The 23179-nt window shown below is 32.9% G+C and carries 19 protein-coding genes, 4 tRNA genes and 1 riboswitch; of the genes, 3 read left to right on the top strand and 20 right to left on the bottom strand.

All coding sequences use genetic code 11. From position 1 onward, the window contains the following. Positions 1-11: 11 nt before the first annotated feature. From CS873_RS02580 to CS873_RS08095, 10 genes are all read right to left on the bottom strand, one after another. Positions 12-1400: an O-antigen ligase family protein gene (locus CS873_RS02580; protein WP_099974326.1), complete on the bottom strand. Its 1389-nt coding sequence runs from the start codon at positions 1398-1400 to the stop codon at positions 12-14. A gap of 61 nt (positions 1401-1461) precedes the next feature. Then, positions 1462-2163 carry a GntR family transcriptional regulator gene (locus CS873_RS02575; RefSeq protein ID WP_099974325.1) on the bottom strand — a complete coding sequence of 234 codons (702 nt, stop codon included), beginning with the start codon at positions 2161-2163 and terminating at the stop codon, positions 1462-1464. Positions 2164-2231: 68 nt separating this feature from the next. Next, a tRNA-Gln gene (locus CS873_RS02570) sits at positions 2232-2303 on the bottom strand. A 4-nt stretch (positions 2304-2307) separates the two neighbouring features. Continuing rightward, a tRNA-Tyr gene (locus CS873_RS02565) sits at positions 2308-2390 on the bottom strand. Positions 2391-2482: 92 nt separating this feature from the next. Further along, on the bottom strand, positions 2483-3958 hold the full coding sequence (locus CS873_RS02560) for a peptide MFS transporter (protein ID WP_099974324.1): 1476 nt from the start codon (positions 3956-3958) through the stop codon (positions 2483-2485). A 151-nt stretch (positions 3959-4109) separates the two neighbouring features. Next, complete coding sequence (glpK, locus tag CS873_RS02555) at positions 4110-5609, bottom strand: glycerol kinase GlpK (protein WP_099974323.1); 1500 nt, start codon at positions 5607-5609, stop codon at positions 4110-4112. Between the two features lie 57 nt (positions 5610-5666). After that, positions 5667-6386, bottom strand: a complete 720-nt coding sequence (locus tag CS873_RS02550) for an MIP/aquaporin family protein (protein WP_099974322.1) — start codon at positions 6384-6386, stop codon at positions 5667-5669. An 85-nt stretch (positions 6387-6471) separates the two neighbouring features. Next, positions 6472-9021 (bottom strand): YfhO family protein, encoded by a 2550-nt coding sequence (locus tag CS873_RS02545; protein WP_099974321.1) that lies wholly within the window; start codon positions 9019-9021, stop codon positions 6472-6474. 364 nt (positions 9022-9385) lie between these two features. Next, a complete protein-coding gene (locus tag CS873_RS02540; RefSeq protein ID WP_099974320.1) occupies positions 9386-10717 on the bottom strand; it encodes an FAD-dependent oxidoreductase in 1332 nt (443 codons plus the stop codon). A gap of 180 nt (positions 10718-10897) precedes the next feature. After that, positions 10898-11479, bottom strand: a complete 582-nt coding sequence (locus CS873_RS08095) for a DUF443 family protein (RefSeq protein ID WP_245823087.1) — start codon at positions 11477-11479, stop codon at positions 10898-10900. Between the two features lie 461 nt (positions 11480-11940). Between CS873_RS08095 and CS873_RS02530 the strand changes: the two genes are divergently transcribed. Further along, positions 11941-12378, top strand: a complete 438-nt coding sequence (locus CS873_RS02530) for a hypothetical protein (protein WP_099974318.1) — start codon at positions 11941-11943, stop codon at positions 12376-12378. A gap of 268 nt (positions 12379-12646) precedes the next feature. Here CS873_RS02530 and CS873_RS02520 read toward each other — a convergent pair whose 3' ends face one another. The 5 genes from CS873_RS02520 to CS873_RS02500 all read right to left on the bottom strand — a co-directional run bounded on the left by CS873_RS02520 (position 12647) and on the right by CS873_RS02500 (position 16646). Beyond that, positions 12647-13024: a hypothetical protein gene (locus CS873_RS02520; RefSeq protein ID WP_099974316.1), complete on the bottom strand. Its 378-nt coding sequence runs from the start codon at positions 13022-13024 to the stop codon at positions 12647-12649. Positions 13025-13248: 224 nt separating this feature from the next. Then, positions 13249-13321: transfer RNA gene (locus CS873_RS02515), tRNA-Thr, on the bottom strand. Between the two features lie 84 nt (positions 13322-13405). After that, a tRNA-Asn gene (locus CS873_RS02510) sits at positions 13406-13478 on the bottom strand. A gap of 69 nt (positions 13479-13547) precedes the next feature. Continuing rightward, positions 13548-14837, bottom strand: a complete 1290-nt coding sequence (gene serS, locus CS873_RS02505) for a serine--tRNA ligase (protein ID WP_099974315.1) — start codon at positions 14835-14837, stop codon at positions 13548-13550. Positions 14838-15119: 282 nt separating this feature from the next. Continuing rightward, on the bottom strand, positions 15120-16646 hold the full coding sequence (locus tag CS873_RS02500; RefSeq protein WP_099974314.1) for an amino acid permease: 1527 nt from the start codon (positions 16644-16646) through the stop codon (positions 15120-15122). 93 nt (positions 16647-16739) lie between these two features. Then, positions 16740-16913, bottom strand: a riboswitch (Lysine riboswitch). Positions 16914-17009: 96 nt separating this feature from the next. Here CS873_RS02500 and CS873_RS02495 point away from each other — a divergent pair. After that, on the top strand, positions 17010-18503 hold the full coding sequence (locus tag CS873_RS02495) for a helix-turn-helix domain-containing protein (RefSeq protein ID WP_099974313.1): 1494 nt from the start codon (positions 17010-17012) through the stop codon (positions 18501-18503). Between the two features lie 26 nt (positions 18504-18529). Here the strand turns inward: CS873_RS02495 and CS873_RS02490 are convergent, their stop codons facing one another. From CS873_RS02490 to CS873_RS02470, 5 genes are all read right to left on the bottom strand, one after another. Beyond that, positions 18530-19498 carry a DUF916 domain-containing protein gene (locus CS873_RS02490; RefSeq protein WP_099974312.1) on the bottom strand — a complete coding sequence of 323 codons (969 nt, stop codon included), beginning with the start codon at positions 19496-19498 and terminating at the stop codon, positions 18530-18532. A gap of 65 nt (positions 19499-19563) precedes the next feature. After that, positions 19564-20658: a DUF3324 domain-containing protein gene (locus CS873_RS02485; protein WP_099974311.1), complete on the bottom strand. Its 1095-nt coding sequence runs from the start codon at positions 20656-20658 to the stop codon at positions 19564-19566. Positions 20659-20782: 124 nt separating this feature from the next. Then, positions 20783-21418, bottom strand: a complete 636-nt coding sequence (locus CS873_RS02480) for a WxL domain-containing protein (RefSeq protein ID WP_099974310.1) — start codon at positions 21416-21418, stop codon at positions 20783-20785. A 131-nt stretch (positions 21419-21549) separates the two neighbouring features. Beyond that, positions 21550-21969 (bottom strand): hypothetical protein, encoded by a 420-nt coding sequence (locus CS873_RS02475; protein ID WP_099974309.1) that lies wholly within the window; start codon positions 21967-21969, stop codon positions 21550-21552. 108 nt (positions 21970-22077) lie between these two features. After that, positions 22078-22590, bottom strand: coding sequence for a GNAT family N-acetyltransferase (locus CS873_RS02470; protein WP_099974308.1), 513 nt, complete (start codon positions 22588-22590; stop codon positions 22078-22080). A 93-nt stretch (positions 22591-22683) separates the two neighbouring features. Here CS873_RS02470 and CS873_RS02465 point away from each other — a divergent pair, with 93 nt between their 5' ends. Then, entirely contained in the window at positions 22684-23178 is a 495-nt protein-coding gene (locus CS873_RS02465; RefSeq protein ID WP_099974307.1) for a thiol peroxidase, read from the top strand. The last annotated feature ends 1 nt before the right edge of the window (position 23179 follow it).

Raw genomic sequence — 23179 nt, 5'->3', positions numbered from 1 at the left:
TTTTTATTTATTTATGATTCAACATCTATAGATATTGGATCTTCATTTTTTTCTCTATAAAGTTTTGCGTTATATAGTGCAAATGCCAAAATCGATACAAAGTAAATACTTACAGAAGGTGCCTCTATAACGTGACCTGTCAACATTGCCATACCAAAGCCTAAACAGACACTAGCAACCAACATCGACCACTTATATGACCACATATGCTTAAATCTACTGAAGAACAAGATAATAAGCATGATTAAACTATAGATTAACGGCAACATATAGATTATAGAACCTAAAATACCAAACTGGAAGAAAATATCAACGTAGTCCATTTCGACCAATTTTGCCTTCTTGGCATTCTTGTAGTTAGTTGCATATCCCATTCCAAATGTCTTTTGGGCAGGAGTAGCTTTAGAAAAATGATTTGCAGCATCTTCAAAATATATCGTACGTCCACTAAAGATATAAGATACAAACTTATTAGTTTTTACGTATCTTTCTTGTTCAGATGTAAGCTTCTTTTTTCCAGCTTTCTTACGATACTTCAACATTTCATTGTGCAGTTCATTTGTTCTAGAAACAGCCATTTGTGGATATGAAACTCCTACTCCTACAAATGTAAGAATCAAAAGAAGAATCATACCACTTTGTAATTTCTTTGATCCGCCATTTTGGAATCTTTGGACAATTGCTGCAATTATTGCAATACCAAGACCCAAAAGAATAGCTATAAATGAACCCTTAGTACCAATTAGGAGTGCTGAATAAAGAGCAATTACTACTGAAATCCAGTAATACCATTTTGACCATGAATTAACTTTTTTCAATGCATACCAAAGCATTATTGGGAACATAATTGAAACAAAGGCACTTAATTCATTAGCAGCATAGAACCAGCCACTTTCCCCAAGATTATAATATGAATATGAGCTAAATCCTGTATGGGTAAAGTGAGCAATTATCATAATAATACTGATAATATTACCCGCAATAAAGATTACCTTTGGAAAATATCTATTGACAGTTCTATCTCTTATAAGTTCTTCAAATGCAAAGTAATATGTTACTAGCATGATTGGATAATACAAACTTTTAGCTAGAGCCTGAACTTCTTCAGAGACTATGAATACTTTTTTAGTTTTATAATTTATTATAAGACTTATTACTGATACCAACGCCAGTATTACAAAATATCCGATAATCAAAAAACCTTTTTTATTATCCCTATTCATTAACAAATAAATTAAAATAAAAACTGCAGATATTGCCATAACTATCATACGTATAACAACACCAAAAGTTACATCCATGTGCATTCTTGCCATTAAACCAGTAACAGAATCAAGAACCGGCTGTATGGCTATAAATATCATCAAAAAGATACTATATCTTTTAATAAAACTCTGCATAAGTGACTCCCATTAAGTAGTTTGTAATTGATTATACTATTATTTTAGCAAAATTACGTATTTATCTCTCTAGATAAAACTCAAATCTATCTCCAGCATACTGAGATCTAACATATTCGAAGGGTCTTCCATCTTCTAGCTCAGTAATTTGACGGAGTCTAAGAATGGCAGAGCCTCTTTTAACATTTAATAGTGTCGCAATTTTTTCAGAGGCTAGCATTGAAGAGACAGTTTGCTTCGCATTTCCTAGCTTGTAGTTTGCCTTAGTTTCAAGAGCTTTATATAACGATGAAGTAATATCTTCTTTGCTTAAATCTTTGATTAAATCAACAGGAATAGTTGTTACTTCAAAACAAATTGGTTGCTCATCGGCGTAACGAATTCTTTCCATTCGCAACACTAAATCACCTTCGTTCAAATTAAGTTGTTCCATCTCACTCACCGTGGGATCTACAAAATGATATGAAACTGTTGTACTGGAAGGTTTTTTACCCTGTTCTTCAGTCAATTCAGTAAAACTAGTAGTTCCGCTCATCTTCTCTTGAACCTTACTACTTGAAACATACGTACCTGAACCTACTTGTCGTTGAAGTATTCCTTCATCAACCAATGTTTGAACCGCTTGACGGAGAGTCATTCTACTTACACCAAAATCATCAGCAAGTTGTCTTTCCGAAGGTATACGTTCACCAACATCCCACTTACCTTTTTCAATTTGCTCTTTAATTTGATTATGAATTTGGATATAAATTGGAACTTTCATATACAAATCTCCTTAAATAAACGATTGCCAATATAGAAAAAGGACCGATGATATCGGTCCTTTGTATATTGGGCTAGCTGGATTCGAACCAGCGCATGACGGAGTCAAAGTCCGTTGCCTTACCGCTTGGCTATAGCCCAATAATGGAGGGGAGAGGATTCGAACCTCCGAACCCGAAGGAGCGGATTTACAGTCCGCCGCGTTTAGCCAAACTTCGCTACCCCTCCATATATGTCTTTTGACCTAAATTATATTACAGAACATCTGTAACAAATTCAAGTTTCAAAAGACATTTTAATTTTAATGTAATATTACAAATTTAATTTACACCTTGCATTTGTCTCTTAATCATAGGTACCAAGAAAATCAACACGATTGAGAATACAATTGCAACAGTACCAACACTAGTAAAGAAGATTATTTCGTTCTTAGGATTACCAGCGTCAAAGTATTTAACAATTTGCGCATTTATTGCTTGTCCGGCAGCATCTGCCAAGAACCACATACTCATCATTTGAGAAGAAAAAGCTTTAGGTGCAAGTTTTGTTGTTGTTGACATTCCAACTGGAGAAATCAACAACTCACCTATCATCATTATTGCCCAAGTAGCAACTAACCATACAGGATTAACTAATTCGTTCTTGCCCAATCCAATAAGTGGGATAGAGATAAATAAGTATGATATACCAGCTATCATAAGACCCATCCAAAATTTAGTTGGTGAAGAGGGTTGTCTTTTACCAAGTTTTGTCCATAAGAAGGCAAAAATTGGAGAATAGATTGTTATGAATAAAGGATTAAATAACTGGAAGTTCGCAGGGTTAATATTGAATGTTCCAAACTGTAGCTGTGTTTGATTAGCAGCAAATAGTGCTAACACAACTGATCCTTGTTCTTCAATTGCCCAAAAAATAACGGCAATAATGAACATAGGAATATATGCACGAACACGTGATTTTTCAATCTTAGTAACTTTGTCACTCCTTAACATAAGAACGAAGTAGGCAATTGGTAAAACAACACCCAAGATTGAAATTAAAGTAATAACATTTTCTATATTAAAGTTTTTTGTAAGAATCAATAGTACAACAATAATTGCTACAGCAATTAATGAGTAAACAAGTCGCTTAATAAATCTTGTTTTTTCTTCACCTTCAAGAGGATCTGGGGCAACAAGGCTTGCTTTACTTAGGTATTTTCTACCATCAATCAAGTAAACGATTAATCCAAAGAACATACCAATAGCTGCCAATGAGAATCCAGCATGATAATTATAAGCTGATTGAACACCACCAACTGCTATCGGTGCAATTAGTGATCCTAAGTTGATTCCCATTACATAGATACTAAATCCTGAATCACGACGTGGGTCATCAGCGGTATATAATCCACCAACCATTTCAGAAACGTTGGGTTTCAACATACCTGTACCAATAGTGATCAAAATAATTGATCCAAATAAACCAGCAGTAGCGATTGGTAATGAAAGTACGATATGACCAAGCATGATCAAAACCCCACCCCAGAAGACAGTTCTTCTTGTACCAAAAATTCGGTCACTCAAAAAACCACCAAGAACTGACGTCATATAAACCAACGAACCATAAATGGCCATAATTGAAGCAGCAGTAGTTTGGCTCATGCCCAAACCACCATCTTTTACAGCAGTGTACATATAGTAAATTAAGATCGCACGCATACCGTAATAACTGAATCTTTCCCAGAATTCAGTTAAGAATAAAGTACGAAGTCCCAATGGCTGACCAAGGAACTTTCTTTCTTTTTTGTTATCCATCAATAATTCTCCTCATAATATAAAACACAATGTAATTATATTAATAGGATTATTCTTTCATGTCAAAGTTTTTTTAATTTTTCTTTACTTACCGTTGATATAACAGCAAAAAAAAATAAGAATCTTTTAAAGAAAAGATTCTTATTTAATATTATTTTGTGTGTTTAAACATCATTGTTGCTTCAACTGCATTTTTCCATCCAAAATAAAGATCATCTCTTTGATCTTCTTTCATAGTAGGAACATATTCTTCACCATGTTTAAATACTGTTCTAATTTCGTCCAAATCTTTCCAGAATCCAACAGCCAACCCTGCCATGAAAGCTGCTCCAAGAGAAGTAGTTTCCATTTCATTTGATTTTTGAATTGGAATACCTAGAATATCTGATTGGAATTGCATCAAATATTCATTTTGAGAAGCGGATCCATCAACACGAATTGATTGAATAGGAATATTTGAATCAGAACTCATTGTTTCGATGATATCTTTAGATTGGTAAGCAATTGATTGTAGAGTTGCTTTTACTAAATCAGCGTCTGTTGTACCACGTGTAAGTCCAAAAATCGCTCCACGAGCCAAATCATCCCAATATGGAGCACCTAATCCTGAAAATGAAGGTACAACATAAACTTCGTTTTGATTTTCTGAATTTTGAGCCATCTCTGATGATTGTTCTGATGATTTAATTAATTCCATTTCATCTTGTAACCATTGCAAAGCTGCACCGGCAACAAAGATACTACCTTCTAGCGCATAATTAACTTTATCACCTATTTTATAAGCAACAGTAGTTAATAATCTATTATCAGAAATAGCTTTAGTTGTACCAGTATTCATAACAGCAAAAGCACCTGTACCATAAGTGTTTTTCACCATACCTGGTTCAAACGCCATTTGCCCGAATAATGAAGCTTGTTGTGATCCCATCATTCCTGAAATAGGAACAGTAGCACCATAAAATTGATTATTTTCTGAGTAACCAAAAATTTCAGAATTTGATGTTACTTCTGGCATCATTGCCTTAGGAATGTTAAACATTTTTAGTAAGTCATCATCCCAATCCAATGTATCAATATTAAATAACATTGTACGACTAGCATTAGAAACATCTGTTTTGAAACTCTTACCATCAGTTAATTTCCACAATAACCAAGTATTGATTGTCCCAAACATCAGTTGACCAGCCTCAGCTTTTTCCTGAGCTCCTGGCACAGTGTCTAATATAAAACGAATCTTTGTTGCTGAAAAATATGGACTAACAACCAAACCTGTTTTATTTCGAATAATTTTCAAATCTTCACTATTTATTTTATTTGCAAGATCTGCTGTTTGGCGACTTTGCCAGACAATTGCATTATAAATAGGTTTTCCGGTTTCTTTGTCCCAAATAACCGTAGTTTCACGTTGATTGGCGATACCAATAGATTTGATTTCGTCAGGTTTAACCCCAGATTCAATCAATGACATTGCAATTGTTGATTGAACCGCATTCCAAATTTGATTAGGATCTTGCTCAACCCAGCCTGGATTGGGCAAAATCGCATCAATAGTTCTTCTAGAAGAAACTATTTTATTGCCGTCATGATCGAAGATAATAGCTCTGGTAGTTGTGGTACCTTCATCAATTGACAAAATATATTCATTCCCCATTATTAATCCTCCTAATTTAAAGTACAAAAAAAAGACATTTCTGTCTTTTTCATTGTACTATGGAAGCGCTGTAAATAGCAATGCCGCAACTACCGCACCACAAATTGGTGCAAATACAGGAACCCAACTGTATGACCAGTCAGATGTACCCTTGTTAGCAATTGGTAAAATTTGATGTGCAATTCTTGGTCCCAAATCACGTGCAGGATTGATTGCATAGCCTGTTGTACCACCCATTGAGAAGACAACAGCCATGATCAACATACCTGTAACTACTGGTGCAAGACCTGCAGAAAAGCTTGATCTTGAGAATGCAAGTACAGTAAACATCAAAATTACTGTACCAATAAATTCACTCAAGAAATTAGATGGGAAGTGACGAATAGCAGGAACAGTTGAGAAACAAGTTCTGATTTCTTCAGCATCTTTTGTTTCTTTCCAGTGAGGCATGTAGTTTAGCCATACTAAAATAGCACCACAGAATGCTCCTAAAATTTGTGCTCCGATGAACGGGATAACATTACTCCATTCAAGTGAGCCTGCAACTGCCATACCAATTGTAACGGCAGGATTTAATAGTCCAGGACTGATGTAACTTACACAGTAAACACCGATCATTACTGCAAGACCCCAGCCGATTGAGATAGCAACCCAACCGTCACCTTTGGCCTTTGATTTGTTCAAGATATGTCCTGAAATTACACCATTACCAAGTGTAACCATAACTAATGTACCTAGGAATTCTCCTAGAAGTTGAATAGGTAAACTATAGCCCATTATGTACTCCTTAATATAATTTTGAATTATAAAATTCAATTGTTACTAAATAAATTTCAGCACAAGTATTAATTATACATAATTTTTAGGCATTATTTGGACCTTTTTTTAAAAATTTAATAAATATCGCATATCCGATAAATAAAATTAATGAAATTAGTGAGACCAACCAGCCTAATTTCAGACCTGGTACTGAGTAATTAAACGATATATTATGCTTTCCTTTGGAAATATCTATCGATGACAAACTATCAGCTGATTTTTGTACTGGTACTTTTTTACCATTGTCATAAGCTGACCACCCCTTGTCATAGGGAACAGATACTAACAATGTAGAATCCTTATCTGCTGTGATTGTTCCAGCAATCTTATCATGATTTAGATCAGACTGAACATCTAAAGAATTATTTTTCAAAGTATCAGCAAATTGAGAAAATTTATTCATATCTAAAGTTTGGAAATACGTCGGATCCGCAAACAAACTATACTTTGTACGAATCTTAATTTTAACCTTCTCATCTGCTTTAAATTTACCCAAGTACATGATTGTAGCTTTATTCATTTGTGAGCCTTTACCCACTCTTTTACCGTTTACAGTAATACTAATTCCCACGTATGACAGTGGTTTTCGGTAGAAATATAGTGGACCATCATCTTGTGGAGTAATTTCATAGGTAAAATTATTTTTCCCATGAGATGTGGTCTGTTGATAATTTGTCATTATAGCTGATGAAAACAAAGTATCTTTATTACCCGTCATATGTTGATACAAACTATTTTGATTATTAAATGGTTTACCTTTACTCATCTTATAATCTTTAATCTTGCTATCTACTAAGTAACCTAAACCTGGAGAGTAAGGATTATTAATTAGTACTTGTTTACCTTTTTTGACAGTAACTCTGTCATGAATTCCTAATATTGATGTTGAAAATTTAGTTCCTCCACGATTACCAATGCGTCGGACATTCTTTGAGAAGAATCCCAAATTATTCAAAAACTCCATAGTATCTTGGTTCAATGTTGAACTATATAGACTAATTCCATTTACATTAAACATTATTGGGTCATTGTAGTTATTATAATTTTCAGTAAAGACTTCATTTAGTCCAGATTGCGTAATCATTGTTCTTTGTGCAGTAGAACGTTGCTTTTCAATTGATTGGAAATATTTTTCTTCTTTATTGAAAGCATTGCTATATTCAGTTTGGTTGCCTAATGGCGCATTCCCCAAAACCGAATTAAAGTTAGCTATAACTTCGAAGGCTATCACTGCAAATAATAAATATCCAAATTTTTTATTCTTACCTATTAGGTAAATAAGGAATCCAGAAAGTATAAATGTTATTAAGGATAGAATCAGATATCTAATATGGTTAGAATTACCTTCTGATATGAAATACATCTTTGTTAGCAACTTAGGAATAGCTAGTTCAACAGCGTAACCAACTAATAGGGCTAAAACCGCGATTACAGAAGCTCTTAGTATTGCCTCTTTCTCTTTATACACTCCTGCATTAAAACTCTTATATGCAATGAAAATACAGATAAAAGAAAAGATAAAACTATCTCTAAACGGAAATCCTGCCGGATTTTGGAACATATGCCAAATTGTATTAAAAATGGTCACTATCATTGTTATAAATAGGAAGAATATTAATATAAATGAATTCTTTTTGTCTTTTGCTTCTATATTATTGCTAAAGAAATAAGCAATAACTAAAATCAAAACTGTAGAAGTCATAAATATTGCAGGACCATGAACTAATCTTTGATTAAAATTATTTGCCCCAATTCCAAATTGAGTCAAAGCTTCTAAACCAAACCTTGGAGTTGGAAGATAGTACCCAATATTGAAAGTTCCTTTTGCCGTTTTCATCATTCCAAAAAGAGTAGGAACAAGAATTACAGCTGAACTCAATCCTGATAAGATTGAAGTCACTGCAAAATTGCGTATAACTTTTTTTCTACGATCACTTTGCCAAACATTGTTTTCAATAAATAAATAGATAAAGAAACAAAGTGAGAAGATACATAGCATATAGCCAAGATAATAGTTAACAATTATAGAAACTAGCAAGACTACATAATACATTATGAACTTATCACGTTTCACTAAATTTAATAGTGCAACGGCGATTAACGGTAACATAATCAAGGCATCTAGCCACATCAAATCATAGAAATATGTTGCTACGAAACCACAGAAACTGTAGGCTACTGTAAATAGATAATTGAAGTAAGAATTATTATTAAAGTACTTCTTCAAAAAATAGGCCATGGTAATACCCATTGTGGAGATTTTGGCCATTATAATAACATTTGCTGCCACAGGAACATTACCTGCACTAAAGAATGTCAAAATAACATTAAATGGTGATAATAAATAATAGCTTAATATTGGGAAAAAATTGTCTCCAAGGGAGAGACTAAATAAGTATAAATGTACATTTCCTTGAGTTAACTGACGTCTAAACTCAGTCAGAAACATTATGTATTGTGTTCCTAAATCACTAGTCAAAAAACTAGAATGTCCAAAAGGTGCCATTCCAGAAATAGCAAAAATTATGGATATTAATATAGCATTTATAAAAAATGCTCCTAGATAGTATAGCCAGTTTCTTATATTCTTCATAATTACCCTCAAGCGTTAATAGTTAACTATAATAATATCAAACTATAGTAAAACATACAGAAGATAAAAATATTTATTTTTTATATAATTCAAAAGAAAATAGATTTTTTTTGAATTATGATCGATTTTTACATTCATCTGTTCTATAATAGGTTTTGTGCTAAGGATTAAGAATGTTTTAACTAAGTTCAACCCCATGGATTTAGTTAACCCCCCCGCATTTAATTCCAAATTTTAAATAATAACATACCCCAATATGTATATTACTTAATCCGACACTAAAACCCCAAATCACTTTTGAGAATATCAAAAGTGATTTTTATTTTACTCAACAAAAAAGATCAGCCTAATGGCTGATCTTTTTTTATTTCTCACTAGCAGCAATTGCTGCTGCACTGACATAATTTATAGGTTTATCAAAGTTTGGTTGGAATAGAAAATCAACCATAGCTAGTTCATCAATAGTTACTTTCTTTTGAATGGCTAATGAAATTAAGTTAGCTGATTGAGAAACATCATACATACTTGTCAATGCTCCCCCTAGTATTTCTCTAGTTTCAGGATCCCATATAAGGTTTATAGTTACCTTTTCAGTGGTAAGCATAAATTCTGGACGATAGTTGTCCTCGTATGTAATAGAATCAACCTTTTTATTTAAAATATTAGCGTGAACTGCTGTTAATCCAGAAGCAGCGTATGTTCTTCCAAATAGTTCAACAGCAGAACTTGATTGTGTACCTATATAAGGAACAACATCTTTTTCAATATTTTTTCCAACTAGAATTCCCTGGCGTACTGAATTAGTTGCAAGCGGAATGTATTGGTTATTATTTGTAGGATTATAGTGGACCGATGCTGCATCTCCAGCAGAAAATACATCAGGTTTACTTGTATGCATGTACTTATCAACAATCAAAGCACCATTATCAAGTGTTTCAAAATTATCTTTGAACATATCAGTATTAGGTTTAAAACCAACACACATGACAGCTATATCAGCAGTGTATTCGCTTTTATCAGTGATAACTTTTACTGAATCTCCATTGTCCTCAAATGAAACAACTTTTTCGCTCATTCCAAGCTTCACACCATGATCTTTAAAATCTTGTTCTGCAATTTTAGACATATTTTCATCAAAGTTTTTTGCAAGAACATTAGGTAGAGCATCGATTAGAGTAGTTTCTTTACCTAAGGTAGAATATCCTTCTGCCAATTCAGCACCGATATATCCAGCACCAATTACAATAGCACTCTTAATTTTAGGAGCATTATCTTTCAATTCTTTGGCATTTTCCCAATTTTTACATAAGAATACTCTATCAGAATCAATACCTGGGATATTAGGAACTATAGGTGCTGATCCAGTTGTAATGACCAACTTATCATATTCTTGTTCAAATTTTTCACCAGTTGTTAAATTTGTAACATTAAGTTTTTTATTATCAAAATTGATATCCGTTACATCATGTCCCATGTACATGTGTGCTCCAAGTTGTGACAAGTCCTCTGGACTTGAGTAAAACATCTTATTAGGATCTGATACTCTATCACTTACCCATAAAGCAATACCACATGATAAAAATGATAAGTTGTCATTTCTTTCAAATACAGAAACTTCCCAATCAGGATGTTCCTTTAGTATATTCATTGCTGAAAATGTTCCCGCGTGTGTACATCCAATAATGCTAACCTTCATAACATTCACCTTCTTTGTGAATTTTTTATTTATATATAAAATTTAACACTCACATATCGAGAACACAATAGTTTTATTTATAATTTTCGGATTTTTGATAAATGTAAATTTAGTTTGTTTATATTGTTGAATTTTTGATAAATAAAAACCTCTACCCTTATGGGGTAGAGGTTTTTAAAATTAGTCCTCTATAGAAATATAAAAGTACTTGTCAATAAGATCTCCCAGTTCCCCATTATAGCTAGTATATTGAGAAATAGACATATATGGAAAATACCAGAAAAAGCTATAAAAGAAAATAATTACATAAGCAACTGTAGACATTAAAAACAAAATGACATTTCCATAACTTATAAGAATATCTATTCCAAACCAAATTAGAAATATCATGACTAAATTAACAATAAATACTGCAATAAATCCACCCCAAAATTCCTTATTCATAAGTTTGGGACGTAATTTTACGCTAACTAATTTACCTTCTTGTTTAGCAAATTTTTTCTTTAATATAAAAGCAGTAATAACTCTTATCATTACTATTATCAATACATAAATTAACATAAAGATATATAAAGTTGTTTGAGGTGAGGATATAGTTAGAACAAGCTTGGACAAATATATACCTATAATCGATCCTATAGCTCCATATGTGTAAGTACTTATACTACTTTTTTTAATATCTACATTAGGAACATTAGTACTTATTACTTTAGCTTTTCTGGGTAAGAGCCAAGATATAAAGAAAAAAACTGTTGGTATCAACGGTATCAATGTGAAAACCTTTAAATTAATATCATCAGATTTAATTGTAACTATTCCTGGATTATTTTGAGCTACAGGTACATATGTAAAGTTATCTAATTTTTTTCCATTGTTTATCCTTAATTTGTTAAATTAAATACATCTTCAGTATAATAACCGCCATTAATATCACCGGTTGTAGCCCTAAACACTCAACAGTAAAAAATAACAATGAAAATCATAAAGAGACAAAAATTAATACCGATTCTTCCTCAGAAACTGAAGAAGAACCGGTATCTAAATATTATTTACCGTTCAAAGATTCTAAACAGATTAAAACTGACAACGTTAAACAACTAATTGGAAAAGATTTAGGTTTTATTTATAGCCAATATGAAGGTGGGTATCTGCATTTTTATGAAGATGGAACATTTGTATTAAGAGATTCTAACACTTTCGGAGATTCGGCAGGATACGTAGAATTGCCATTATACCCTGACAGTAGTCCTCCAGGTCAGACATTTCGTGACACGGTATATTACGGTAAGTATAATATGACCAGTACAGGTTACATTGCTATGGATTATCAATATAGCATATTATTTTTATACGGATTTGATAATTATAATAAGCCAAAGTCATCAATCAATAAAGACATCGCACTAATAACAGTATATGGTAACGCAGAATTATTAAAAACTATCGAAGAAAACTACAGTAATCTACGCATCACCGGCAGTGGTAAAGACGACATAACTTTTAAGGTTGAAATAAATGATAAAAATCAAGCAACTTTCACACAGAGTAACAAATCTAAAAATAAGTATATTTTATTAGAAAGTGATAATAGAAGAATGGTTACTTCACTTGATGACATGCTTCAATTAAATATTTCTAACTCTGATCTTACTATCTATTAGATGCAACTATTCTTTGAATACATATTTTGTTATTAAGTTAACTTTTTTAACAGTATAAATAGCCAAATATAAAACGATAGATAATATAAATACATCAATTACAGTGCATGCCATAGTTTTTAACATCGATTCTGAATCATATATAAGATATATACCGATCAAAAAAAATACAGTAGAACCTAAAATTCCTTTTAAAAAGTAATTTTTATAGGCTTTTCTCAAATAATTCATACGAGTTTTTTCGTCATTATCAAAATACCATTGATTTTTAAACTCTATAAAAGAAGCTATAAGGTTCATCATCATTTATTTTAAAATCAATTTCCCCAGCTCTCTCAAATCCATTTTCAAACCATAAGTGATACAGAGGCGCTACTAAAATACCAGCTACTATAATAAAAATCGTTATTTGATTACTATACCTAGCCCAGGGATTACTACCTAATCTGAATATAGCATTTATCATCATATATCCGCTCTCTAAAAAAATACCTAAAATTACTAGTGCAATAAATACATACTGAGCACTTTTAGTCATTTTTGTAGGTATCTTATATACTAGAATTTTTTTGTGTCGCATATCATATATGTATCTACAATTATTCTTGCTATCATCTGCTAAAAAATATCGTGTAAAATATCCCAATGATTAAATTCCCCTAACTGCTTTGAATTTATTTATTACTCTCTATGTAGTCTGTTAATTCAAGACTATAGATACAACTTTGAACTTCAACTTTATTATTTTCATCTAGACCTAACATCATCTCAAAGTGGAATTTTTTATTCTTCATTTTTTCTCCAAAATAAAACGTCTTATTCAACAAATAGAATAAGACGTTTTTATTTACTGAATTAGTTTTAATCTTATGCCGTCTACAGGAGTCGAACCTGCGACCCACGGTTTACGATACCGTTGCTCTACCAACTGAGCTAAGACGGCGAACAGCACATCAGTTATTGTATTATTTTTTATAATCTATGTAAATAATAAATCTACCTACAAAAGTAGGTAGATTTATTTGTACTCCGGTTGTCAGACTCGAACTGACGACATCCTGATTAACAGTCAGACGCTCTACCAACTGAGCTAAACCGGAATAATAATAGTTCACTAAGGAACCATTAAATTTTATCAATGACAGAAATTATCGTCAAGATATTTTAAACTAAATTGCGTTTTCTTTTGTAATTTTTGTTACTCCACCCATATATGGTACTAGTACTTCTGGGATTGTAACTGAGCCGTCTTCGTTTTGGTAATTTTCCAAAATAGCTGCAACGGTACGTCCTACAGCCAATCCAGAACCATTTAGAGTATGAACTAATTGAGTTTTACCATTTTCATCACGATAACGTATTTGGGCACGACGAGCTTGGAAGTCTAAACAGTTAGAACAACTTGAGATTTCACGATATCTGTCTTGTGCAGGTAACCATACTTCCAAATCGTATGTTTTAGCTGATGAGAAACTAGCATCCCCACTAGCCAAAGTTATAACATGATATGCAAGTCCCAATTTTTGTAGAATATTTTCAGCATCGCCAACCATTTTTTCTAATTCGTTATAAGAATTTTCAGGTTTAGAAACTTTTACCATTTCTACTTTATTGAATTGGTGCATTCTTATCAATCCGCGAGTATCTCGACCTGCTGAACCTGCTTCTGAACGGAAACTTGGTGAAATTGCAGTAACATATTTTGGTAGTTCATCTTCTGACAAAATTTTACTAGCAAAATAATTTGTCAATGGAACTTCAGCAGTAGGTATCAATGTCAGTGGATTTTCATCTACTTCAACTGTGTATACATCTTCTCTAAATTTTGGAAATTGACTTGTTCCAAACATTGCTTGGTCATTAACCAAGTATGGTGTAATCATTTCTGTATAGCCTTCTTGTTGATGTTGATCCAACATAAAGTTATAGATAGCTCTCTCTAATCGAGCACCCATCCCTACATAATAAACAAATCTTGCTCCTGAAACTTTAGCAGCTTGTTCGAAATCAAGGATTCCCAAATCTTCACCAATTTCCCAGTGATTTTTAGGAGTGAAACCAAGTTCTGGAATTTTACCTACCTTACGTGATTCAACATTAAAACTTTCGTCTGGGCCAACAGGAACAGAATCATCCGGAAAGTTAGGCAATCGTACTAAGATATAATTCATCTTATCTTCTGTCTCTTGTAAATCAGAATCCAACGCTTTGATGTCACTACCGACCTTTTGCATATCTGCAATTTCATTATCAGCGTTTTCTTTATTACGTTTCTTCTCAGCAATGGCTTGAGATACAGTATTACGTTTTCCTTTTAGATCTTCAACTTGAACTAATATATCACGTCTTTTTTGGTCTAAACCTATTACTTCGTCAATCTCTTCTGGTTTAACACCACGTGATTCAAGTTTTTGTTTTGCCCAATCTGGATTATTTCTAATGACTTTTATATCTAACATTTAAAATTTCCTCCTAAAATATAAAAAAAAGACTGACTTGTCCCAATAATGGGACGAATCAGTCATTCGCGGTGCCACCCAAATTCAGTAAATAAAATATTTACCACACTCTAGTCAACTATAACGGATTGAACCCGGACAGCATTACCTGTCGCTAGTGTACTAGAAGTTGTTAAGCCTTAACGATTCTCACCAGTTATCGTCTCTCTGAAAGGCTCATTATAGGTACACTTTAAGCGTAATATTATCTACAAATTATGTTATAAGATTCGTTTGATAAATTCAACTATTATGTATATGTTGTTCTCTTATTTTTTCAACATCAATATCATCTAATTTTAAGTATTTAGTTTTGTATCTTAATTTGTAATAAATCCAAAATACAAATAATAGGATAAGACCACTGTAACTTACAATTAGTTTAACAAAATCGAAGTGAATTATTGAAGGAATATCTTGAGCAAAAATAATAATAATTCCCAAAATAATAGCTAGTATTGGACCAAGTGGGAACCACTTAGCATGATACTTCAAATCATCTATTTTATAACCCTTATTTAAATAAGCTTTTCTAAATCTATAATGTGAAAATGCTATTCCTAACCAAGCTATAAATCCTGTTAGTCCACTGGCAGCGACTAGTATTCCGTAGAAACCGTCTCCGAATAAACTAGTTAGAAGTGCTGCACCACCAATAATGGCAGTTAGTAGCAATGCAAATACTGGCACACCGTGATTATTAGTCCTAGAGAAGATTTTTGGTGCCATATCAGTCTTACTCATTGACCAAAGCATTCTACTTGCAGCGTAAAGTCCTGAGTTAGCTGCAGATACAACTGATGTTAGAATAACAGCATTCATAATACCCGCAGCAAGAGGAATACCAACTCTCTGGAAAACAATAGTAAATGGACTGATAGCAATATCTCCAGCACCAGATCCTAATAAATTAGGACTTGTATAAGGAATAATAGCTCCAATAACTGCAATAGAAAGAATATAGAATAAAAGAATTCTCCAAAATACTTGTTTGATTGCTTTTGGTATACTCTTTTCCGGTGTTGCAGATTCTCCGGCAGTAATACCTACCAATTCTGTTCCTTGGAAAGAAAATCCTGCGATAACAAATACACTAAATATAGCAGGCCAACCACCAACAAAAGGAGCATCTCCTATAAAGTAATTACTCAAACCATGTATAGGTTGCGTTAATTCCCGAGGTCCGTGAGGTCCCATATGATGTGGACCCATACCCATTCCTGGATTTACCGGACTCTTACCTAAAATTCCAAGAATAGTTAAAATACCAAAAATCAAGAATACAATTACTGCAATAACTTTAATAGATGATAGTATATACTCCGTTTCTCCAAATGATTTAACAGAAATGAAATTTATAACCAAAAGTAAAATCAAAAATACAAAACTAATTTTCCAAGTTTCCCACATCGGGAACCAATATTTTAAAACAATTGAAATTGTCGAGAGATCAACTGCGAGTGTAATGGCCCAGTTAAACCAGTAATTCCAACCCAATGAGAATCCTAATGCAGGATCAATAAACTCAGTAGCGTACGTTGAAAATGAACCAGATACTGGCATGTAAGTAGCCATTTCTCCTAAACTGGTCATCAAAAAGTAGACCATTATACCAATTGCAGAGTATGCTACCAAAGCACCACCTGGCCCAGCAGTAGATATTGAACTACCACTAGCAACAAATAGACCAGTTCCAATAGAACCCCCTAAAGCAATCATCGAGAGATGTCTAGTCTTCAGACTCTTCTCCATTTCATTATTATTATCCATCACGTTTCCCCTATCCGAATTCAAAAAATCCTTAATAAATCAGAAGGAAACTACTGATTATTAAGGATTCACTGATATATTCAATCAACCGAAATATTCAATAGCTCACCGCAAACACATTGCGACAGTCCACTACCTGTTAAGCAGCAGCCCAACGTTGCAACCGTAGGCTTTACAACATTTCGGCAAATTTCCCTTTTGCAAATTGTCAAAGTACCCTACATACTCAAATTTGCTACTAATAAAATTCGCGCCTCTATCTAATTACGTTCATTATATTAAAAAATATTAAAGCAATCAAGTAATTATAAATTGGTATAGTATAATAAATCTATAACAAATTTAATTTATATAGGGGAAATTATGTTAGAAGAAGTATTTTTAGGAAGACCTGAAGTCGAAAAATACAAGATGCTAACTGTCATTAAGTCCTTGCCAGAACATGAACTTAATTTAAATAACATCAGTATAGAACTAGACTTTACATACCAAAAAACATACAATATTTTTCAATCATTAATCCAAGATTTGATGATTATGGATGAAAAACTTGATGTCGCAAATAACAAAATTGAAGATATAGATTTTGACAATATTTCAATTAATAAATATAGGTTGTTCTTAATTGAAGACTCTGTTGTTTTCCAAGCATTTAATTATGGGATGTCCACAAGTAAACCGAGCTTTGATAATTTTAGTACTTTACATTTTACAAGTAAGTCTACTTTAAATAGAAAAATGGCTGGTCTACGAAAAATGCTTAAAGGATTCGATCTGAAGATTTCTAATTCCACATTAGAAATCAGTGGCGATGAAAAGCGCATTCGATGGGTCGCATATTTGATTTACTGGCGAATTTTTCACGGAGAAATTTGGCCATTTGATATTGTAAACGAAGCTAATATTGAGCAAATTTTACATAGATCAGAACAAATTGTTAATCCTGTTACATTCATTCAAATGAAATATCTAGTTGCTATTTCTCGTATGAGATTAATCAAAAAAAACAACCTTGATAATATGAATTCATACAAAGAAATATTCGATAATTACCCAATTGGAGACGATATAATTTTACAGAGTGATTACCCATTGATTTCTCCTTCAGATATTATAAATGAAAATAAATTCCTAAGTGTCTTCAATAATCTAAACTTTAGATCAAGATCCACTAGTGATGATGACTATAAGATTTTCAGTATCTACGATATTTCATCAGAAAAGATAAAGGGATTAGTTGATTCATTTATCGACAGCTTGCTAGGCAAGTATAAAATTAATGTCCGCGTGAGTATTTCCACCGATATAGATACCATAAATTATTTAAAGGAATACACCGCTAGAATATTTGAATTCTTTTACATTATGTCTGATAGTTCTGTAACTAGCTGGCAAAATTTCAGTGAAGGTGATGACAGCGTTAGCGCATATACTTCACTCTATAAATTTATATCTGATTTTATAAAAGGGATTGATCATGATGAATTTCTAGGAATATCTAACTCAGTTGATACAATTAGTCATGTCCTAACACAAGTCTTACCTAGTTATATCAATGCTATTCCTAAATCCGATAAAATCAAGGTTAAACTAATAGTTGACTCCGGAAGTACTACAGAATCCGAATTACTCAGAAATATCACTATGACTAGTTATGTAGAACTAGCAAATTATAATGAATTCGAAGACGTTGATTTAATTTTAACGACGTTGGATATTTTTCCAACTGAAGAAGAGCTCAAGAAATATCCTAAAAATGTCAAGATACTCTCTTGGAATCTTCAATCAACCAGACTTGATTACTTCTGGCTATTAAAGAGAATTGACGATATACAATATGAAAATAAAAAAAGGTAAGTCATAAATGACTTACCTTTTTTTATTTAGTTAGCAAACAATAACCAAAAAACAAATACTACTATGACTAAAAGAACACCTGCTAACATGACATATGTCCATGTTTTATCGTAGACCAAATCTTTACTCTTATTATTGATTTCCTGAGCTTGTTTTGGTGATATCGTGTACTCATGTTCAAATTTCCAAGCAGCCTTGCCCGATCTAGCCTCGGCTTGAACATGGTATTTACCAGCCTTTATAGGTGACTGTGACTGATTGAACACGAGTGGAATTCGAGAATTAGGTGCAACTTGTGGATATTTTTGATCAGTCTCTTGTTCCTTATCCCCTAGCCCAATTTTGTCCAGCCACGATTCTCTTTTAATAGTTCCATGGATAATCAAATTTTTCATCATCCCTGGTTGGGTGTTAGATAGATTCAAAATAATATTCGGCTGACTATCAATAACTTGTAATCCTAAGGAGTGGATTTTTAGTATCCCACCGATAGACTCATTGCTCTCTGTCAGCCAAACAGGAACGTCTGAATGCGCCTGGTTAGGTTTATTCACATTAAAGACATTGAAACCACCGATTATCACACCGGAGAATTTTTCATTTGGTATTTTAATTTTAAAAGCTACATCTTTTGTTTCTTGAGGACCTAATTCAATAGTCTTAGCTTTTGTCATATCTGCAAATGCATATTTTAGACCAAAATCACCTTTTTTAGTCATATCAGTGAAGGCAATTTTTCCATCTTCAGATGTAGTAGCATTAGTAGGTTGAAGTTTTATTTTGACATTATTATTTTCAAAATTACTTACAGATACTTTTATTTCTCTGGTTTCACAAGGTTTTACAATCAACTCAAATCTGTCAGTAATATCAGAATCTCCAACCAAAGGAGTGACATTGATGTTCTGTATTTCAGCTTGAACAGATGTAGGTTTTATAAAAATTATCGCAAAAAATGATACTAACGATAATATAATGACTGCCGCTCTTTTCATTTTAGACTCCTGTATTCTGAATTATTGATTTGAGAACAAAAAAGCCATCATTAGATGGCTTTTTATTAACGTCTTCTTCTTGGTCTAGGACTACCGTTGCTATTATCGCCGTTGTTGTTCTTATTTCTTCTTCCTAGGTAAATTCCTAGTCCTAAGATAATAATTACTACTAGTACACCTATTAAGATGTATAGCCATGTATAGTTTGGTTTGATTCCTGCTAGTTTGTTGTACTTAGCAGCATCAGCATTAGTTATAGTGAAATCTTTCTCTACAACCCATGATTGTGTTTTATCTTCTGAAGTATAAGTTATTTTTGCGTGATAATCTCCAGCTGTTAGTGATTCATCACCCCAACCAACTGGGTAATTATAATTAGTTGTAGGAGCAATGTTTTGACCATCAGCTGATGATGTTACCTTGAAATTACTGTCGTTTTTCTTGGTAATAACAGCTTTTGATGATAATGCTCCAGTATATGTATTCGCAGCATTGTGAACATTTATGTTTACACCAACAGTTTGTCCTTTATTAGATGCAACTAATTGAGGTACAACTCTAGTAATAGAGTATTTAGGGTCAACTCTTTGATAATTAGTTTGTCTTATTTGAATGGGAATAGAGAAGCTAAATTTATTTTTAATTAATGTACCATTAGATGAAACAGTACCTTTACCAGCTTCTTTGTATGGTTTAACGTTAACACCACCAATTAGAACACCTGAATATGATTCAGAAGGAACAGTTACTTTAACAGTTACTGTTTTTTCTTCCCCTGCACCTAGAGTAACAATTTGAGAGTTAGGACTAAATTGATCTCTTGCTTGGCTCTTTAATGCAGAGTCAGTAACTTTAGTCTTATCAAAACTCAATGTACCACCGTCAGCTGTATAGGCAGTATTAAAGTTTACTTGAAATTTACGAGATTTGTTTTCTTTATTCAAAATTTTTACTGAGAGGTCAAATGTTTGTCCGGGATCACCACACACTATATATGATCCTGAAGAATTGTCTACATTTGCTGTGCTATCACCAGCAGGTGCTACAGAGTAGTCTGCAGCAGTGGCAGCATTAGCCACTGTGGGCATTGCTAAATTAGCTATACCCACAGTGAACAAGGCTGCAATGGCTATAAGTAATTTTGAAAATATTTTGTTCATCTTAACTTTCCTCCGTTAGATATATACGGTTATTATTATAAGCTTATTTACATAAGAAAAGCCACTACATAATTAGTAGTGGCTAATTCTATTCAACAATAAAAGTTTAATTAAATATTAATAATTAAGCCTTTGTAGTATTTGCAGTTAAAGTCCATGTAATTGTTGATGTATATGATTTAGCTGAACCCTTTGTAGCTGCATTATCAGGAACTGAAAGAGAAGCGTCTTTTGAGTCAACAAAGTTAGCACGTGCTGAACCGTATGAGTTGTTTGCAAGAACTGTCTTAGCTGAACCTGCTTCTAGAGTAGCAGCAGTTGTCTTACCTGCAAGAGCATTGTCAACTGAATCTCTTAGGTTAACTGAAGCTAGGTTCAATACGAAACCTGTAGCATCTGCTGTACCGTCATTAAATGCAGACATGTTAGCTGTAACAATATATCCTGCTGTCTTTCCATCAGTAGATGTACGTGAGTCAGTTACTTGTAGAAGACCTTTAGCGTTACCATCGTTGTTGATAACTGAGTCATTGTTAGCAAGTGTAGCAGTTGTACCTGCAGCAACTGTACCGAAACCGAAATCAGGAACAGCGTCAAGTGTTAGCATATCTGAAGCAACTGTAACGTTAGCTTCTGATGTAGCTGTTTGTGGTGTTGTTGAAGCATTTGTAGCTAGAGCTGCGTTAGCTGTAGCTGCTGGAGCTAATGATCCAAGTACGATAGCTGCTGTAGCAGCTGATGCGAATAGTGATTTTTTCATGTGAATATTCCTCCCGAATATAGAAACAAAATATGTAATAAATATTACGTTTATTATAGTAACAAATTCTAACGCTTTAATAATCCACAATTTGTAAATTATATTTTTAGAATTTAAACTAAAACATTATACTAATTAGCAGGCTGTCTCCATACTTTCTTAGTGTAAAAAGTCATAAGACCAAAGATCATTGCAAATCCAAGAACAACTAAACCATACTCATGCACACTTCCCGTTTGTGGATAAGATGACATGTTGTTTAAGTTAACTGACGGTGTAGAAGTGTTGCTAGAACCACCACCAGTATCAGTACCAGTATTATCACTTGTAACAACAAGATGTGATGTAGAAGTTCTAGCATCACTTCCTGAAGCACTAGCAACAACTGGAGCTGACCTAGTGACAGCACTACCAGTTTGGTTATCCAAAGCTAAAGCTTGTTTAACTCCGAAGCCACCAACTACTCCAATCAAGATAACAGCGACTGCAAGGATTCCGATCATACGCTTTTTAGTTTTGAGACTTTTGTTAGCACCTTTTCTCTTAAACATATAAAAACCTCTCATAAAATAAGAATATAATCTCCTTACCTGAATAATATTATCATTTAGCAGGTAGTTATATTTCCAAATTTTCAAAATATTTCTTACATATAGTGATTATAATTTATTTCGTAGATAATAATCAACTAATTTACTTTCATCAAACGGATTTAAAATATCTTCACTCACTTGATAGACATATTCAAAGCCAAATTTTTTAATAATTATCTTAGGTAATTCGTTACCTGGTTTTACCGCTGCCCACAGTTCTCTAATTCCATTTGCATCTGAATATTCTACCATAAGTCTCATAGCTTCGGTAGCGTAACCCTTTTGTCTAAACTTGTCAGCAATAATAAAGCCTATTTCTCTAGTATCTATCAGTCCATCAGATAGTCCCCGCTCGTTTAGTTCAATTATTCCTACCATATTATTATTGGAATCTGCAATTACGTCTGATGTTTCCACTTTTTTATAGGACTCAAATAGTAATCTTGCCTTACTTTCATCTGGTTGATACTCAATACCAGATTTGTCATGATTTTCTTTATTACTAACAATACTGAAGAATATTTCAAAATCACGATCTTCGAAATTTCTAATTTGAACTTTTTTACCTATTAAATGCATTGACAAAGACCTACACAATCTTATTATTAGTTATAAGTATATTATTACATTATAATATATCTATTAAATCATTGGAGAAAGAAGCGTGTTATTATGCAACTAGACTTTGGAGGAAACACTGTTTCAACTATAGGAGAACCACTTAAGGTTACTCAAATCCTTCCCGATTTTACAGTTGAGGGTAAGAATGGTTCTGTATCAATAAAAAATTTATTAGATAAGCCATTGCTGATTAGTGTTGTTCCTGACATTAATACTCGAGTATGTAGCATCCAAACTAAGAAGTTCAATGAACAACTTGATATACATAATGAGATAAACTTCGTAACTATTTCAGTTAATACTGTAGAAGAACAGTCAAACTGGTGTGCTGCTGAAAATGTTAAAAACATGCAAATACTATCTGATGTAAATCATCATTTTGCCAATGCTAGTCACTTACTTATGGAGCCTGCAAACTTACTTGCACGTTCTGTTTGGGTAATTGATACTAATGGACAAATCATTTATTCAGAGATTCTAAAGAGTCAATCTAATGAACCTGACTATGACAAAGTACTTAATTTCCTAGATGAAGAAATTATTTAAA

The sequence above is a fragment of the Companilactobacillus metriopterae genome (genome assembly GCF_002762335.1).
GTDB lineage: Bacteria > Bacillota > Bacilli > Lactobacillales > Lactobacillaceae > Companilactobacillus > Companilactobacillus metriopterae.
Note: the sequence above shows the minus strand (reverse complement) of the source record. Positions and strands in the feature narration are given on the sequence as shown.